Genomic DNA, 16,992 nt, shown 5'->3' with positions numbered 1-16,992 from the left:
CACACAGTATAGGCAACGCTTTACGGCATCAGCACAGTATCGATCACATCAATGACGCCGTTACTCTGGTTAACGTCATACGTGGTGATATTGGCGATGTTACCGCGAGCATCTTTCAGCTGAATATTATGCGGCCCGTTCGCCATCACCCACAGCGAGCCTCCGTTAACGGTTTTCAGCTCCGCTTTACCGCCACCGGCTTTGATTTTTTTCTCCAGCGCTTTCATATCGTATTTACCCGCCACCACGTGATAGGTCAGAACGGCGGTGAGTTTTTGTTTATTTTCGGGTTTAAGCAGGGAGTCAACGGTCCCTGGAGGCAGTTTTTCGAAGGCCGTATTTGTGGGAGCAAAAACGGTAAACGGCCCGGTGCCCTCCAGTGTTGGCACCAGACCGGCTGCTTTCACTGCCGCGACGAGCGTGGTGTGATCTTTGGAGTTCACCGCATTTTGCACGATGTTTTTAGATGGATACATCGCCGCACCACCTACCATCACGGTGTCATTGTCCATCATTGCGGCCTGAGACACGCCGCTGAAAACCAGAGCAGAAAAAAGCAGAGATGGCAGAAATTGTTTCATTTTCACTTCCCTCATTCACGTTTTCGGATCGGGCTGATATGTGCCCTCAACTGTTAATACGAATGAGCGAAGAAAACGGATGCAAGAAAATGAAAATAATTAACGCAACTCGTTCGCCCGACGGAAACGGCCTTCATAATCAAAGACTTTTTCGCGCACTTGCCAGAAGTGTCCTTTCTTGCGGGCGACCACGAAATCGGGATGGCGCAGTAAAACCTGTTGGGCAAGAATGTCGGCTGGCGTTATCCAGCGCAGCGGAATACCGGGCGTGCGGGTATGCGGGCGCATAAACAACTGTTCAAAAGCGGTTTTCTGTGAGGGCGTTTGCAGACGGAAGCGCTCACTCACATCGGCACCGTCTTCGTCGAAATAGGTCACTTTCAGCCAAGGGCCTTTTTCATCGGAACCGTCCTGTAACATCATGCCGCTACAGCGCAATACCAGCGCGTCTTTCAGCTTCAGCGCCGCTTTCAGCATATCGTCCGGGTCGACGAGAATCGTGTCGCACTCGCGGCAGCGACGGGCGGCGATGTCATTTTCCGCATTACATTGCGGGCAGTTTTTAAAGCGGAAGCGGAAATCACATTGTTCACGATGGCCTTCGTCGTCTTCCAGCCAGCCCTGACAGCGGCGGCCAAAATGCTCGATAAGCGTGCCGTCCGAGGTGGTTTTCCCCCAGAACGTATTGGCGAAACCACAAGACGGGCAGAACACCTGCACCGGAACGTTGTCACTTTTGCCTTTTGGCGAGCCCACTTCCGGGGAGAACAAGTCATGCGGATTTCCGGCGTAATCAAGGATCAGGCAATCTGTCTTACCCGGCGATAAACGCAGCCCACGGCCCACAATTTGCTGATACAAGCTGACGGATTCGGTCGGGCGCAGGATCGCAATCAGGTCAACGTGCGGGGCGTCGAAGCCAGTGGTCAGTACGGCGACGTTCACCAGATAGCGAAACTGCTGCGCTTTAAACGCTTCAATCAGGCGGTCACGTTCCGGCGTAGGCGTTTCCCCTGTGATCAGTGCCGCGTCCTGTACGGGCAACAGGCCAGTGATTTCTTTGGCATGTTCGACGGTTGAGGCAAAAATCATCACTCCTTTGCGATCCTGCGAAAACTCAACAATCTGGCTGATGATGTGCGGCGTCACGCGCTGCTGTTTTTTCAGTTCGCGGTTCAGGTCCGCTTCACTAAACAGGCCGTTGCTTTGCACCTGTAGGCGGCTGAAATCGTACTGCACGACGGGCATGTCGAGTCGTTCCGGCGGCGTCAGGTAGCCGTGTTTAATCATATAGCGCAGCGGCAGTTCATAGATGCAGTCGCGAAACAGTGCCTTCTCATCACCACGCACCATACCGTGATAATGGAAGTGATAAATCCAGCCTTTGCCCAGCCGAAACGGCGTGGCGGTCAGCCCCAGCAGACGTAAGTAAGGGTTCACCTTTTTCAGATGCCCCAGGATTTGCTGATACTGGCTGTCATCGTCGTCGCTGATACGATGACATTCGTCGACAATCAACAGCGAAAATTCAGCCTGAAACTGTTCAAGATTACGCGCCACCGACTGCACGCTGCCAAATACCACTTTGCCATGACTTTCTTTACGTTTTAGCCCGGCCGCAAAAATGTCGGCCTCAAGCCCCAGTGCAAGGTATTTGGCGTGATTTTGCGCCACCAGTTCTTTGACGTGAGCAAGCACCAACACACGTCCACGCGCCAGACGGGCGAGCTCGGCGATCACCAGACTTTTCCCCGCACCAGTGGGCAGAACAATCACCGCGGGCTGTTGGTGTTGGCGAAAATGGGAGAGGGTGGCGTCCACCGCTTCCTGCTGATAGGGGCGAAGAGTAAAGGTCATGGTTCCGGCGTCATTAAATACAGACAAATAGTATGCCACGAATCTTTTCACTTGAGTGGCTTAGCAGGGCCGTTATACTTGAACCCTGATATCGCTTCATTTTCGGGCTATGCCCGACACCGCACTCTTACAGGCAAAAAATACTTCATGCGACTCGATAAGTTTATCGCTCAGCAACTCGGCATCAGTCGTGCCATTGCTGGGCGTGAGATTCGCGCCAGCCGCGTTACCGTGGACGGCGAGATTGTCAAACTCACCGCTTTTAAGCTCCTGCCGGAACACGATGTGGAATATGACGGAAATCCGTTGACCCAACAAAACGGCCCGCGCTACTTCATGCTCAACAAGCCTCAGGGTTATGTGTGCTCTACCGACGACCCGGATCATCCGACGGTGCTCTATTTCCTTGATGAGCCGGTTGCGCACAAGCTGCACGCCGCAGGACGCTTGGATATCGACACCACCGGCCTTGTGCTGATGACCGATGACGGACAGTGGTCGCACCGCATCACTTCGCCGCGCCATCACTGCGAGAAGACCTATCTGGTCACGCTGGAATCTCCGGTGTCCGATGACACGGCAGAACAATTCACCCGTGGCGTTCAGTTGCATAATGAGAAAGATCTCACGCAACCCGCTGTGCTGGAAGTCATCTCCCCGACGGAAGTGCGTCTGACCATTACCGAAGGCCGCTATCACCAGGTGAAACGCATGTTTGCGGCGGTGGGGAACCACGTGGTTGGCCTGCATCGCGAACGCATCGGTGAGATTAAGATGGATGACGACTTAGCGCCGGGCGAATACCGCGCGTTAACCGAAGAAGAAATCGCCAGTGTAGGTTTAGCGCCACGCTGACTTAAGGAGTGAATTTGTGACCACCAGGCAGCAATCATCGCTGGGAATTGTGTTCATCCTTGGCTTATTAGCCATGCTGATGCCGCTTTCAATTGATATGTATCTCCCGGCGCTGCCGGTTATCTCTGCGCAGTTCGGCGTTCCGGCGGGCAGCGCACAGATGACGCTCAGCACCTATATTCTGGGGTTCGCTTTTGGTCAGTTGCTGTATGGCCCAATGGCCGACAGCATAGGGCGTAAGCCGGTTATCCTCGGCGGGACGCTGGTGTTTGCCGCAGCAGCCGTGGCCTGTGCGTTGTCACAAACTATTGATCAGCTGATCATCATGCGCTTTTTCCACGGTCTGGCTGCCGCCGCCGCCAGCGTGGTGATTAACGCCCTGATGCGCGATATTTACCCGAAAGAAGAGTTCTCCCGCATGATGTCTTTCGTCATGCTGGTGACGACGATTGCACCGCTGGTGGCGCCGATGGTGGGTGGCGCAGTGCTGGTGTGGTTCAGCTGGCATACGATTTTCTGGATCCTGGCGATTGCCGCACTGCTGGCTTCTACGATGATCTTCTTCTTTATTGATGAAACGCTGCCGCCAGAGCGACGTCAGAAATTTCACATCCGTACCACCATCGGTAACTTTGCCTCTCTGTTCCGCCACAAACGAGTGCTGAGTTATATGCTGGCAAGCGGTTTTAGCTTCGCCGGGATGTTCTCATTCCTCAGCGCCGGGCCGTTTGTTTACATCGAACTGAACCACGTTTCCCCACAGCATTTTGGCTATTACTTTGCGCTGAACATCGTGTTCTTGTTCATCATGACCATCATTAACAGCCGTTTTGTTCGCCGGGTGGGGGCATTGAATATGTTCCGCATCGGGCTTTGGATCCAGCTCGCCATGGCTGTGTGGATGGTAGTTTGCGCCTTGTTCGGTGTCGGCTTCTGGTCGCTGGTGTTGGGCGTGGCGGCGTTTGTTGGCTGTGTATCGATGGTGTCATCCAATGGGATGGCGGTCATTCTTGATGAATTCCCGCATATGGCGGGAACTGCGTCGTCGCTGGCGGGTACTTTCCGCTTTGGTATTGGCGCTATTGTTGGCGCATTGCTGTCGATGGCCACCTTCACTACCGCGTGGCCGATGCTCTTTTCCATCGCCTTCTGCGCAACCTGCTCGATCCTGTTTTACCTCTACGCCAGCCGTCCTCGCAAAGCAACACGTTAAACCTCTTCTTAACATCAGCAACAGAGGCCGCATTCGGCCTCTTTGTTGATGTATATCAATCAGTAAGCGTTTCGTACTGCTCATCAATGTTTATTTTGTGTAAAATTAATTGATGTATAAAGTCACTGCTTTGTAGATAAAAAGGTTGTTTTAGATCACATAAACGGGTACATATAGCGCCGTTATGCCTCCTGGCATGCGAGTGACGATAAAAACGTACGTACCCTTTGCTGGATGCAGGACGATTTGTCAACAATGTGTTAATATGGATGTGAAATATTTGTGAAGCGTTTTGCTTCCGGGGAAATAGACGTGAATACACTGCAACTTTCTATCGTACACCGACTGCCTCAGAGCTATCGCTGGTTAACCGGTTTTGCAGGTTCAAGAGTTGAACCGATTCCGCAAAACGGTAACGCTGATGATAATTCATTGGTGGCACTAAAATTATTGAGCCCGGACGGTGAAACGGCGTGGCCCGTAATGCAGAAGCTGAGCCAGGCGTTAACCGATATCGAACTCTCCAGTTCCGTGCTGGAATGCGAAGGCGAGCCGTGCCTGTTTGTGAACATGCAGGACGAATTCGCGGCAACCTGTCGCCTGAAAAACTTCGGTGTAGCTATTGCTGAACCCTTCTCTGGAAACAACCCTTTCTGAGCGTTAGCTTAGCGTAATGAGCTGACGAGTATATTCATGCGCAGGGGTGGCAAACACGCGCTGACACTCTCCCTGTTCAACCACTTCCCCTTGTCGCAGCACAATCACTTGATGACACAATGAACGCACGACGTGCAGATCATGGCTGATAAAAATATAGGCCAGCTGGTACTTTTGCTGAAGTGATTTCAGCAACGCGAGAATTTGCGCCTGCACGGTCCGGTCCAGAGAGGAAGTCGGTTCATCGAGCACGATCAACTGAGGTTTCAGGATCAACGCGCGCGCAATGGCGATACGTTGACGCTGGCCGCCTGAAAACTCCGCCGGATAACGCCAGCGAGACTCAGGATCAAGACCGACTTCTTTCATCACTCTCACCACTTCGTCTTCACGCGCCACCGCAGAAAGTGCAGGCTGATGCACCCGCAGCCCTTCCTCGATAATTTGCAGTACGTTCAGTCGCGGGTTCAGTGATGAATTCGGATCCTGGAACACCACTTGAATACGATGACGCAGCGGTAGCATCTGTTTGCGCGAACGACCCTGGATCTTCTGTCCATCAAACGTGATGTCACCCGCCGAGGCGATCAGCCGCAGCAGCGCCAGACCGGTCGTGCTTTTCCCTGATCCTGATTCTCCCACCAGACCCAGCGTTTCACCGGTTTTCAGGGTGAAGTTAATGCCGTTCACCACTTTATTTTCAGCGACCACGCGACGGAAAATGCCTTCTCGAATCGGGAAAGCCACTTGCAGGTTTTCAACGTGCAATAACGGCGTACTCTCCGGCGGGAGGGGAACTGGCGAGCCTGTCGGTTCGCTGTCGAGCAATTTGATGGTGTAAGGATGCTGCGGTTGGGCGAAAAGCGTCGCGGCAGCGTTCTGCTCCACGCATCGCCCGTTCTGCATCACCGCCACGTTATCCGCTAGTTTGCGCACGATGCTCAGGTTATGGGTAATAAACAGCAGACCCATGTTGAGCTCTTCACGCAGTTCGCGCAGCAGTTGCAGAATTTGTGCCTGCACCGAAACATCCAGCGCGGTGGTCGGTTCGTCGGCGATTAATAATTCAGGGCGCGTCAGCAGCGCCATCGCGATCATCACACGTTGGCGTTCGCCGCCGGATAGCTGATGCGGGTAATCGCTCAGACGCAGGCGAGCGTTGCGGATCCCAACGCGATCCAGACAGGTGAGAATTTCGCCCCGCGCCGCTTCTTTGCGCATTCCTCGGTGAATCGACAGCACCTCATACAGCTGTTTTTCCAGGGTGTGCAGAGGATTGAGTGACACCATCGGTTCCTGAAAAATCATCGCAATGCGATTCCCCCTGATCCCGCGTAATACTCGTTCGTCAGCGTGTAACAGCGATTCACCGTGAAAACGAATATCACCAGTCGGGTAGCTCACGGGTGGGGTAGGCAGCAGCCGTAAAACAGATAAAGCCGACACGCTTTTACCGGAGCCAGATTCTCCCACCAACGCCAGCGTTTCCCCGGCTTCCACCTGGAGTGACAATTCGCTGACCACGGTACGGGTTTCGCCGCGAGCGGTGAAGGCAACAGAGAGATTATCGATAGCCAGCAACGGAGTTGTCATGTCACACCACCTTGCTCGGGTCGAAGGCGTCGCGCACGGCTTCACCAATGAAAATCAGCAACGACAACAACACCGCGACGGATAAAAAGGCGGTAATGCCGAGCCACGGTGCCTGCAAATTGTTTTTCCCCTGCAACAGTAATTCACCGAGCGACGGTGAGCCGAGCGGCAAACCAAAGCCGAGAAAATCGAGCGAGGTGAGGGTGGTGATTGAACTGCACAGAATAAACGGCAAAAACGTCAGGGTCGCCACCATCGCATTTGGCAACATATGGCGGAAGATAATGCCGCTGTCGCTCACACCCAGCGCTTGTGCGGCGCGAATGTAATCAAAATTACGCGTTCGCAAAAACTCCGCGCGCACCACGCCGACCAGGGTCATCCAGCCGAACAGCACAGTGATCGCCAGCAACCACCAGAAATCAGGCTGGATCACGCTCGAGAGCAGAATGATTAAAAACAGGGTCGGCATACCGGACCACACTTCAATAAAACGCTGGCCCCATAAATCAATTTTACCACCGTAATAGCCCTGTAATGCGCCCGCCAGCACGCCCATGACGCTGGAACAAAGCGTCAGCATCAGGCCGAACAGCAATGAAATGCGCGTGCCATAGAGAATTCTCGCCAGCACGTCACCGCCGTTGGCGTCGGTGCCAAGCCAGTTTTGTGCGGAAGGCGGGGAAGGGAACGGGCGATCGGTGGAGAAGTTAATGGATGTTGCGCCAAAGCGAACCGGTGCCCACAGCACACGCCCATGCTCGCTCAGCTGCTTTTGCAGCCATGGATCCTGATAATCCGCTGCGGTGGCAAACTGTCCACCGAAATCTTTCTCACTGTAGGTTTTAAGCGCCGGAAAATAGACTTCACCGTGATATTCAACGATCAGCGGGCGATCGTTGGCAATCAGTTCTGAACAGAGACTACAGACAAAGATGATCAGAAACAGCACCAGCGACCAAAAACCACGGCGGTTGTGACGAAAACGAGCCCAGCGGGCCTGATTGACAGAGCTTAAACGTGGCATCAGCGGCCCTCAAAATCGATGCGCGGATCGACCAGCGTATAGCTGATATCGCTGATGATATTCAGCAGCAGGCCAATCAGGGTGAAGATATACAGCGTGCCGAACATCACAGGGTAGTCGCGGGAAACGGTGGCTTCATAGCCGAGCAGCCCCAGCCCATTGAGCGAGAACATCACCTCAATCAGCAGTGAACCGGTGAAAAACATGCTGATAAAAGTGGCCGGGAAACCGGCGATCACCAGCAGCATGGCGTTGCGGAAAATATGTTTCCAGAGAATATTTTTCTCGCTCACGCCTTTGGCTCGCGCGGTGACTACATATTGCTTACGAATTTCATCAAGGAACGAGTTTTTGGTCAGCATCGTCAGCGCCGCAAAGCCGCCAATCACAGTTGCAAGCACCGGCAACGTGATGTGCCATAAATAATCGGTGATTTTTTGATACCACGGCAGGATGTCGAAGTTGGAAGAAACCAGTCCACGCAGCGGGAAAAGATCGTAGTAGCTGCCGCCTGCAAACAACACAATCAGCACAATAGCGAACAGAAACGCCGGGATTGCGTAGCCACTGATGATAAAGGCGCTGCTCCAGATATCGAACCGACTGCCGTTATTGACGGCTTTGCGGATGCCTAACGGAATCGACACCAGGTAGATAATCAGCGTGCTCCATAACCCGAGCGTGATGGAGACGGGCAAACTTTCTTTGATCAATTGCAGAACGGATGAACTGCGGAACAAGCTGTCGCCAAAGTCGAAGCGTACGTAGTTCCAGAGCATGTTGAAATAACGTTCATGCATCGGTTTGTCAAAGCCATAACGATGGGTGATTTCGGCGATCACTTCCGGATCCAGTCCGCGTCCACCTCGATACTGACTTTCATTAATATTGCCCACGCCAGTTCGCGCGTGGGAGGCGCCCATGCCTTCAGCACCACTGCCCGGCATCCCGCCTTTGTTACCGAATTCTATCGCTGCAATGGCCTGATCGACCGGGCCGCCAGGGGCAATTTGCACGATAAAAAAGTTGATGGTGATGATGGCCCACAACGTCGGGATAACCAACAGCAGCCGGCGAATCAGATAAGCGCCCATCTTGACTCCTTAACGCCGGGCTTCGGGCAGTTTCGCCGCTTTATTCACGTCGTACCACCAGTTTTCAAAGCCCAGCGAATAAACAGGGCGAACGGTCGGATGAGAGAATTTGTCCCAGTAGGCCATGCGATCGGAAGCCATAAACCACATCGGCAATTGGTAGTCATTCCAGGTTAACACGCGGTCAAGAGCGCGTCCAAGCGGCAGAAGTTTCGTTTTGTTGCCTTCCGCTTTAATCATTTGCGCGATGAGATTATCAATCACCGGGCTACTGACGCCGGGTCCGTTGTAGGATGAGTTGATGTACGCTGAAGCCCAGGAAATTTGCAGGTCGCTGCCGCTCGGCCAGGGCATTGCCCGAACCAGTCGCGGCATCATGTCGTAATCACGCGTGCGCATCCGATTGGTGACCTGTGAGATATCGACCTGACGAATGTCCATCGTGACGCCCAGGCGCTTTAAATTATGCTGGAAGGGCATCACCCACTGGTTATTGCCCGCAGAGGGCAGCAGCAACTCAAACTGCAATGGTTTCCCGGTCTTCGCGTTCACCCGCTGCTGGCCTTTCAGCACCCAGCCTGCTTCAGTGAGTATCTTGTCAGCTTTCAGCAAGTTGTCACGGTCAAAGCCGTTACCGTTTGATTTTGGTGGTACATAAATAGAGGTGAACACCTCTGGCGGCAGATCTTTTTTCATCGGCCCCAGGAGCATCAGCTCGTCGGCATCAGGATACCCGCGTGCCGCATATTCGGTATTCTGGAAATAGCTGTTAGTCCGGCTGTATGCACCATAGAACAGCGCCTTGTTCATCCATTCAAAATCAAAGGCCAGACCAATGGCTTCGCGGACTTTGCGATCAGAAAATACCGGGCGCTGAATGTTGAATGTCAGCCAACGAGTATCTTGCGCCGATTCGTTTTTCTCTTCTTCTTTGACGATGTAATGGTTGCTGAAATTTTTTCCGATGTAGCGGGTAGCCCAGTTTTTTGGGCTGCCTTCGGTCCGGAAATCGAAGGCTCCGGCTTTGAAAGCTTCAAACGCAACGTTATCGTCGAGGTAATAGTCGTAGCGGATGGTGTCGAAATTCCAGCGACCACGGTTTACCGGTAGGTTTGCTGCCCAGTAATCTTTCACCCGCGAGTAGACCACGTACTGTCCCATGCGCCATGAGGTGATTTTATAGGGACCGTTCGCCAGCGGTGGGGAAGAGAGCGGATCGCTGAGTTTGTGATTACGCCAAAATTTTTCAGGCATGACAGGCAGCGTAAACAGGCTCAGCATGTCTTCTTTGCCGGGCTTTGCCAGTTCAATGCGTACGGTCAGTGGCGCAATGGCTTTCACCGTTGTGCCTTTATAGATCAGGCGGAACTGCGGCACGCCTTCGGTCATGAATTTATGAAAGGTGAAGGCGACATCTTCTGCTGTGACTTTGCTACCATCATGAAAACGGGCATGAGGATTGATTGTGACTTCAGCCCAGGAGAAATCATCGGCGTAGCGAGCGATATCGGCAATCAAAGGATAATAGCTGCCGGGTTCGTCGTCCGAGGTGGTAAACAGCGAGTCGTAAAGTGAGCCAGTGCGCTCGGCGGCATTGCCACGCAGGGCAAAACGGTTGAAATTGTCGAAAGCACCCAGTGCTGAAAGCGTCACAGCGCCACCTTTCGGAGCAGCGGGGTTCACATAGTCGTAGTGACTAAAATTAACGGCGTATTTCGGCTCACCGATCACGGCAAACGCGTAGCTTTCCTTGATGGTTTGAGCCTGCGCCGTCAGGCTTAGCAGCGCGAGTATCAGCCAACCCATTCGCACAATTATCACCGATGTCTGCTCCTTCTGCGGTCATCTTCGGACTTCACTTATCTTGTTGAATAATAAGTGACGTTCAGCCCGTTGTGAAATAATTCTCGGGTTTTGCGTGGGCCTCTACCAGTTTTTCGAGCGTCATTGGGCGGCTTATCCAGTAGCCTTGCAGGAAATTGACCCCATGTTGACGTAGCCAATTGGCCTGTTCCTGCGTTTCCACGCCTTCTGCCACTGTCACCAAATCCATCTTTCTGGCGAGTGTCAGCACCGCATCAAGTACCGGAGAAGTCACGGTCTCGGTGCCGATCGCATTGACGAAACCACGATCGATTTTCAGGTAGTCAAACGAATAGCGCTCAAGATAGATAAGCGCACTGTGACCCGTGCCGAAGTCATCGATCGCAATCTCATAACCTTCGTGGTGGAGCCACTCAAATAGCGCGACGGCCTGGCGCTGGTTGAGCATATCGCGCTCGGTAATTTCCAGTACCAACTGGAAGTAGTTTGGCGGCAGCATTGCGCTCAGATCCCGCAGATCCTGCTGGAAACTTTCTGCCAGTAAATGGGCAGGGGCAATGTTGATCCCGAGTTTAGCGCCCGGTGGCAGCATACTTTGTAAAACCGGTGCATCTTTTGCGATAAGCTCAAACAGATGGCGGGTCAGCGGCACAATCAGCTGCTGTGCCTCAGCAAAGTTAATGAAGGCATCTGGGGGAATTTCGCCTGCGGTCGGATGTTTCCAGCGCATAAGCACTTCGACGCCGCGGATCTGCATATCTTCGGCATCAACCACCGGCTGATAAACCACATAGAATTGGTTACGCTTGATAGCTGTGGTGATCTCTTTGCCCGGACGTAATCGCACGGTCAACACGTAGTAGCAGAGCAGGCCAGCAAGTAACCCGCACATCACACCCATCAACAGAGCAAACTGCATGTTCTCTGCCGCCCAGCTATCGCCATACACATTCACCGTTAATGGCAAACCATTGATTTTAGCTGAACGGATTGGCGTGCCTTTAATTTGGTTTGCGGGTTGTGGATGCGGGCTAAACGTGGAAATCGCGGTGCCATTAGCGACGATCGCTATCCCGCTGAATTGATTCTGGCGCGATGAATAGAGGATCCACGGCATCAGGCTTGCGTTAATCGAGGTGAAAACGCCCCGGTTTGCCAGCAGTGGGCTACGGACCCACAGCGCAAATGCGGGGCGCTGAGGCATCATGGGAGTGCCGGGAAGGATCGCGATATCCAGCGTTTTGCTGACGTCAACCTGTGGCACCAGCTGTTTCATGGGCACGTTCATTTCACCCGTTGCCGACGAACACATCGCGTTATCGTCTACGACCAGCAGAAACGCGCGTACGTTGAGACTAAAGGCCGCGCGGGAAGTGAGTTCAGAGGCAACGTCGGCGCAGGGACTCATGGTCAACGGTTGCAATTTATCGACGGTATTGAGCAGTTCGCCGAAATAACCGTTCAGGTATTTCTGCAAATCATGAATGATGATATCGAACTGATCGGCGCGTTTATGATGGAAAATCATCAACTGAGCACTGCCTGCCAGCAGGGCGACCACCACTCCCAGCAACAGGCTGGAGAAGAGGATCTTGCGGCCAAGCGAGAAGTAACGCGTGAACATAGCTTCCTTTATCCGTGATATTTGAAACAGTAATTCAACGCTTTGGGACGCAGGGCTGCGTCTTTCCAGCATAGTCTATTTAGCCATCCTGGCAGGGCACGGACGGAGAAGAAAAAAAAAGCACTGCTTAGCAGTGCTTTTTTTCTGGTTCTTGCTGTCAGCCAAGGGAAAACCAACAGCAAGAAGGACATCAGGAACGGCTCAGGACACGTCGCGCTTCGTTGTAGCGCTTGTTCCAGTACGGCTCATCCATGTTTGAAATCGTCACACCACTGCTGGTGGATGCATGAACGAACTGGTTGTTGCCAATGTAGATGCCTACATGGCGACCTGTCGACCCGGCGCGGAACAACACTAAATCACCGGTACGCAACTGGTTGCGCTTAATCGACTTACCCATTTCCTGCTGCTCATAGGTAGAGCGAGGTAAATCCATACCAAACTGTTCGCGGAAGGTACGTTGTACAAATGCAGAACAATCGATACCACGTTTGGTTTCGCCACCGAGGCGATAGCGTACGCCTTTCCAGCTAGCGTACTGATCCATCAGGCGTGACTTAACGTCGAGATTACGCACCATGGATTCAAATTCATCCTGAGAGGCTTGCAGTGACGAAGGATCTTCGTTACCCACACCATGCGTCTCAGAATGCATATTCTTTGCGGTGTTTGTTGTACTACATGCGGAAAGAAGAACCGCGACTGCTACCGCGGGTATTGCCCGCAGGATGTATCTCAAAAATGGTTGAGATTTGACCATGTTATTTATTTTCCCTTGAAGTCCTTAACGATAAAAACCGTTATAAAAATGCCAACCGTGACGAGACTAAATACCTGCCACCAATGAGACAATTCCCGAAGCGCAAAAATGTGCAGTGCTGCACAAAATTATTCACCTTCTGAATAATTAATCTCTGGAAAGGCAAAACGAGAATGAGATTACCCTATCAAAACCGGGCTGGCTAGCGCTTTTGCCGGGTTTTTTTATAAGAAATTATGATAGCCAAAACGTAGGTTCATCTATGGGGAGAAATAGCGGTGAAAATGGTCGTTAAATAGCCAATTATCTCATTTTCAAGCAGATCCAGATGACAGACAAATGACTAAAATGAATATCTTTTGCTCAGAATGTTCTCAGGGATCTAAAACGATCCCTGATGACAAAGATTAATTTCAGTTAAAAACTTGTTTAAACTTTGTTCTGAGATGTTGGGAGATAGCGATCAAATAGCGCAATGGTTTTATCACTGAGCGACGTTAACAGGATCCATGGCATGCCAATCAGAACCGCTGTAAGGGAACCGACCGCAATATCCGTGAACCAATGAGCGCCGATCATTACGCGTGGGAAGGCAAAAACCACAAAAATAATCAGGGCGACGGCGAACGCTTTATGACCAAAATATCGCCACATAAAGGTGGCAAATATCAGCAGCATCATCCCATGATCGCCAGGGAAACTGTCTTTTGATGCGTCCTTAGTCGAAATATTTAGCAGATCGCTGACCCGATAAGCATCAGGGAAAAAGAGGGACGGACTGGCATGCTTAACCGGCATTAAATGCTGAGCAAGTTGATTGACGATCACCGCAGCAAGCAACATCACGATGCCGATGATCATGATGCGTCTACGTCCCTGGGCCTGCTCTTTGATCCAAAAACTGAGCATCAGACTGCCCATCGCCACCAACGAGCAACCGTCAAAGGCACGATTGTTGGTGATAGCCAGAAACCACACGTATGCACGACTTTCAATCAAACCATAATTAAAGAAGTGGAAGATGCTGGCATCCATGGGGAACCAAAAACCGTGGTTAATGGGCAAATACCAGCTCAAAAAGAGAGCCAGCCCGGCAATGTTCAGCAGCAAAATAAGGGGTAGTCGATTTTTCATAGCAGATTCTTTGGGGCAAATAACACAGGCAACATACCGATGTTAACTTAAACGAAGCTTCAACAGCGTGGACTGTAAAGCGTTCCAGTCAGTGTCACCGTCATTGATCAGTTCGATACGGCTGTCGGGTGGCGCAACGGACTGCGTTTCGATGTGGAAATCGGCACCCTGACGGTTAATGCGGACCAGACCTTCCGCAATGCGCATGACACCTTTCACACGGGAAACCGGTGCCAGTCGCGCCCATTCCAGTAATCCTATAGTATCAAACTGCGTGTTGGCGTCGAAAATCCAGCCGCAGGCATGGTATCCCTGACCACTGTTCATGCTGCGACGCCAGCGCTGATGCTCAGGCAAATTTAATGCAGCCAGGCCTTTATTCGACGGATGGCTGTGTGAATGTGCAGCGCTTGCTGACAATGGAGCCAGATTTCGGCGAGGCAAATCTAACAACGCGCCGTCGATTGCGCCCTGAGTGGCTGCTATACATTGGCGTTCGCCGCCATAGTTAGTCCACCAGGTATCGAAAGCCTGCTGGCTTTCAGGTGTCGCACGATCCTGTTTATTGGCGACGATAATATCGGCCGCAGCAAGTTGATCGCGGAAATTTTCGTTACTCACGACCTTCTCATCCAGCAACTGGCGCGGATCCAGAACACAAAGCGTGGCACGCAGATCGATCCAAGGTTCGTAAACCGCTGCGGTAAGCATATCGAGGATTTGTTTTGGGTGACCGAGGCCAGTGGGTTCGATCAGCAGACGATCCGGTTTACCCTGGCGCAGAAGCGTGTTGAGCCCGACTTGCATCGGTAAACCATTCACGCAGCACATGCATCCACCCGGTATTTCTTTCAGCAACGCACCGCTTTCAGCCAATAAAGCGCCGTCGATCCCGACTTCGCCGAATTCATTGACCAGTACCGCCCACTTCTCATCAACCGGTTTACTGGCCAGTAAATGGAGAATGGAGGTTGTTTTTCCGCTACCGAGGAAGCCGGTAATCAGGTTTGTAAGCGTCACGTTGTCCCCAGATTGATCAACTGTAATAGCGTAACAGATGCGCAATATCCTGGCGAAAAACGACCGAGAAGTGAAGTCCCATCGCGGACAGACGACTTATCTGTCCGCTAAACAGCAGGAACTGCTAAATATTCAGAGTAGAAATGATGGCCTGACGGGCTCCTTGATCGGCCAGTCGCTGCCATGCCTGTTGGATCTGACTGACGAAAACGGTGTTTTGCGGAAGATCAGTCGCGAAAATCTCGCTTAACGTGAGCAGGGCGGTGACGCGATCGGCTTCATCGCTGTTTGCCACGATAGCCTGAATTTTTTCGGCTAGCGGGTCGCGCACGTCAATCGCGTTTCCGCACTCATCTTTTCCGCTGACATAACGCATCCAGCCTGCGACGCCAAGCGCCAGCAACGACCAGTCGCTTCCCTGCTGAAGATGAATGCGGATGCCTTCCAGCATACGCTGAGGCAATTTCTGGCTCCCGTCCATGGCGATTTGCCAGGTGCGGTGCTTTAACGCCGGATTGGTAAAGCGCGTAATCAGACTGTCGGCATAGGCCTGCAGATCGACGCCAGTGATGCGCAGCGTAGGTGCTTGTTCCTGCATCATCAGGCGCAGCGCCGCACGGCGGAAATCACTGTCCTGCATACAGTCACTAATGTGCTCGTACCCGGCCAGATAACCAAGATAGGCGAGGAAAGAGTGGCTGCCATTCAGCATCCGGAGTTTCATTTGTTCCCATGGTAGAACGTCGCTCACCATCTGTACGCCAGCGATTTCCCATTCAGGGCGGCCCGCCACGAAATTATCCTCAACCACCCACTGGATGAATGGCTCGCAGCTAATCGCACAAGGATCGTAGACGCCAACGGCCTCTGTTATCTCAGCCAGTGATTCTTCGGTGGCGGCCGGAACAATTCTGTCGACCATGGTGCCAGGGAAGCTCACATGCTCGTCAATCCACTGCGCCAGCTCAGGTGAACGTTTGTTTGCCATACCCAGCACGGCATTTTTCACCACATGACCATTGTCGGGGATGTTATCGCAAGAGAGCACGGTAAATGGGGTCAGTCCGCGCTCGCGGCGCCGATGCAACGCTTCCACCAGAATACCTGGGGCAGAATGTGGCTCGAAAGGATTCTCCAGATCGTGAACGATCCTGGGTTGCGTAACATCCAGGCGTCCTGTTGCTGGATCAATGCAGTAGCCTTTTTCGGTAATGGTTAGCGAAACAATCGCCACCTGAGGTTCACAGAATTTCTCGATGATCGCCGCGAGAGAATCCAGCTTAGCGTTCAGACACTCATTCACTGCACCAATAATAATGGGCTGGTTACCGTCGGCACCTTTTTCAAGCACCGTATAAAGATTTCCCTGAGCGCGCAGTTGGCTCATCAGCACATCGCCGCTGAACAAGCTGATCTCACACAGTCCCCAGTCACCGCCTTTAGCATTCAACACACGGTCCGTCAGCAGCGCCTGGTGGGCACGATGAAAAGCCCCAAAGCCAAAATGCACGATCCGTGAGCGGAGCTGCTGTCGGTCATACTGAGGTTGTTGCACGTTGTCGGGCAGTGTGGCAGTGGCGATCGTCTTCATAATATAAACACCTGCTTAACCATTAATTAACAATGGGCAGTGTAAAGTTATATGACAGCAAATTGAATTGGTGTGCCGTATTTATCCGGGGAATGTGAGCTGGATCAATCAATGCTGGGGCGGAATTTGACCCTGCAAATGAAACATGTATGGTAGTCGTCA

The 16,992-nt window shown here is 52.4% G+C and carries 14 protein-coding genes; 3 read left to right on the top strand and 11 right to left on the bottom strand.

Annotated elements, in window-relative coordinates; translation table 11 throughout:
- Positions 1-20: 20 nt before the first annotated feature.
- Positions 21-581 (bottom strand): fasciclin domain-containing protein, encoded by a 561-nt coding sequence (locus tag VH187_RS04135; RefSeq protein ID WP_329700204.1) that lies wholly within the window; start codon positions 579-581, stop codon positions 21-23.
- 99 nt (positions 582-680) lie between these two features.
- A complete protein-coding gene (gene radD / locus VH187_RS04130; protein WP_329700242.1) occupies positions 681-2,438 on the bottom strand; it encodes a DNA repair helicase RadD in 1,758 nt (585 codons plus the stop codon).
- Between the two features lie 147 nt (positions 2,439-2,585).
- On the opposite strand from radD, the gene rsuA reads away from it, so the two are divergent.
- The 3 genes from rsuA to VH187_RS04115 all read left to right on the top strand — a co-directional run bounded on the left by rsuA (position 2,586) and on the right by VH187_RS04115 (position 5,163).
- Positions 2,586-3,293 carry a 16S rRNA pseudouridine(516) synthase RsuA gene (gene rsuA, locus VH187_RS04125; RefSeq protein ID WP_329700203.1) on the top strand — a complete coding sequence of 236 codons (708 nt, stop codon included), beginning with the start codon at positions 2,586-2,588 and terminating at the stop codon, positions 3,291-3,293.
- Positions 3,294-3,309: 16 nt separating this feature from the next.
- Positions 3,310-4,506, top strand: a complete 1,197-nt coding sequence (locus VH187_RS04120; RefSeq protein WP_329700202.1) for a Bcr/CflA family multidrug efflux MFS transporter — start codon at positions 3,310-3,312, stop codon at positions 4,504-4,506.
- A gap of 312 nt (positions 4,507-4,818) precedes the next feature.
- On the top strand, positions 4,819-5,163 hold the full coding sequence (locus tag VH187_RS04115) for a YejG family protein (RefSeq protein ID WP_329700201.1): 345 nt from the start codon (positions 4,819-4,821) through the stop codon (positions 5,161-5,163).
- 3 nt (positions 5,164-5,166) lie between these two features.
- Here VH187_RS04115 and yejF read toward each other — a convergent pair whose 3' ends face one another.
- From yejF to VH187_RS04070, 9 genes are all read right to left on the bottom strand, one after another.
- A complete protein-coding gene (gene yejF / locus VH187_RS04110) occupies positions 5,167-6,756 on the bottom strand; it encodes a microcin C ABC transporter ATP-binding protein YejF (RefSeq protein ID WP_329700200.1) in 1,590 nt (529 codons plus the stop codon).
- A 1-nt stretch (position 6,757) separates the two neighbouring features.
- Positions 6,758-7,783 carry a microcin C ABC transporter permease gene (locus VH187_RS04105; RefSeq protein ID WP_329700199.1) on the bottom strand — a complete coding sequence of 342 codons (1,026 nt, stop codon included), beginning with the start codon at positions 7,781-7,783 and terminating at the stop codon, positions 6,758-6,760.
- Positions 7,783-8,877 carry a microcin C ABC transporter permease YejB gene (locus VH187_RS04100; protein WP_329700198.1) on the bottom strand — a complete coding sequence of 365 codons (1,095 nt, stop codon included), beginning with the start codon at positions 8,875-8,877 and terminating at the stop codon, positions 7,783-7,785. Before VH187_RS04100 ends, VH187_RS04105 begins: the two co-directional genes overlap by 1 nt.
- 9 nt (positions 8,878-8,886) lie before the next feature.
- A complete protein-coding gene (locus VH187_RS04095) occupies positions 8,887-10,683 on the bottom strand; it encodes an extracellular solute-binding protein (protein ID WP_414713904.1) in 1,797 nt (598 codons plus the stop codon).
- A gap of 79 nt (positions 10,684-10,762) precedes the next feature.
- A complete protein-coding gene (locus VH187_RS04090; protein ID WP_329700197.1) occupies positions 10,763-12,325 on the bottom strand; it encodes a cyclic di-GMP phosphodiesterase in 1,563 nt (520 codons plus the stop codon).
- Positions 12,326-12,515: 190 nt separating this feature from the next.
- Positions 12,516-13,085: a bifunctional murein DD-endopeptidase/murein LD-carboxypeptidase gene (gene mepS / locus VH187_RS04085; protein WP_329700196.1), complete on the bottom strand. Its 570-nt coding sequence runs from the start codon at positions 13,083-13,085 to the stop codon at positions 12,516-12,518.
- 429 nt (positions 13,086-13,514) lie between these two features.
- Positions 13,515-14,219, bottom strand: coding sequence for a phosphatase PAP2 family protein (locus tag VH187_RS04080; RefSeq protein WP_329700195.1), 705 nt, complete (start codon positions 14,217-14,219; stop codon positions 13,515-13,517).
- Between the two features lie 42 nt (positions 14,220-14,261).
- Positions 14,262-15,239, bottom strand: coding sequence for a CobW family GTP-binding protein (locus VH187_RS04075; protein ID WP_329700194.1), 978 nt, complete (start codon positions 15,237-15,239; stop codon positions 14,262-14,264).
- Positions 15,240-15,363: 124 nt separating this feature from the next.
- Positions 15,364-16,830 (bottom strand): mannitol dehydrogenase family protein, encoded by a 1,467-nt coding sequence (locus tag VH187_RS04070; protein ID WP_329700193.1) that lies wholly within the window; start codon positions 16,828-16,830, stop codon positions 15,364-15,366.
- Positions 16,831-16,992: the final 162 nt, after the last annotated feature.

The sequence above is a fragment of the Scandinavium sp. genome (genome assembly GCF_036271055.1).
GTDB lineage: Bacteria > Pseudomonadota > Gammaproteobacteria > Enterobacterales > Enterobacteriaceae > Scandinavium.
This window is presented reverse-complemented; position numbering and strand designations above follow the sequence as displayed.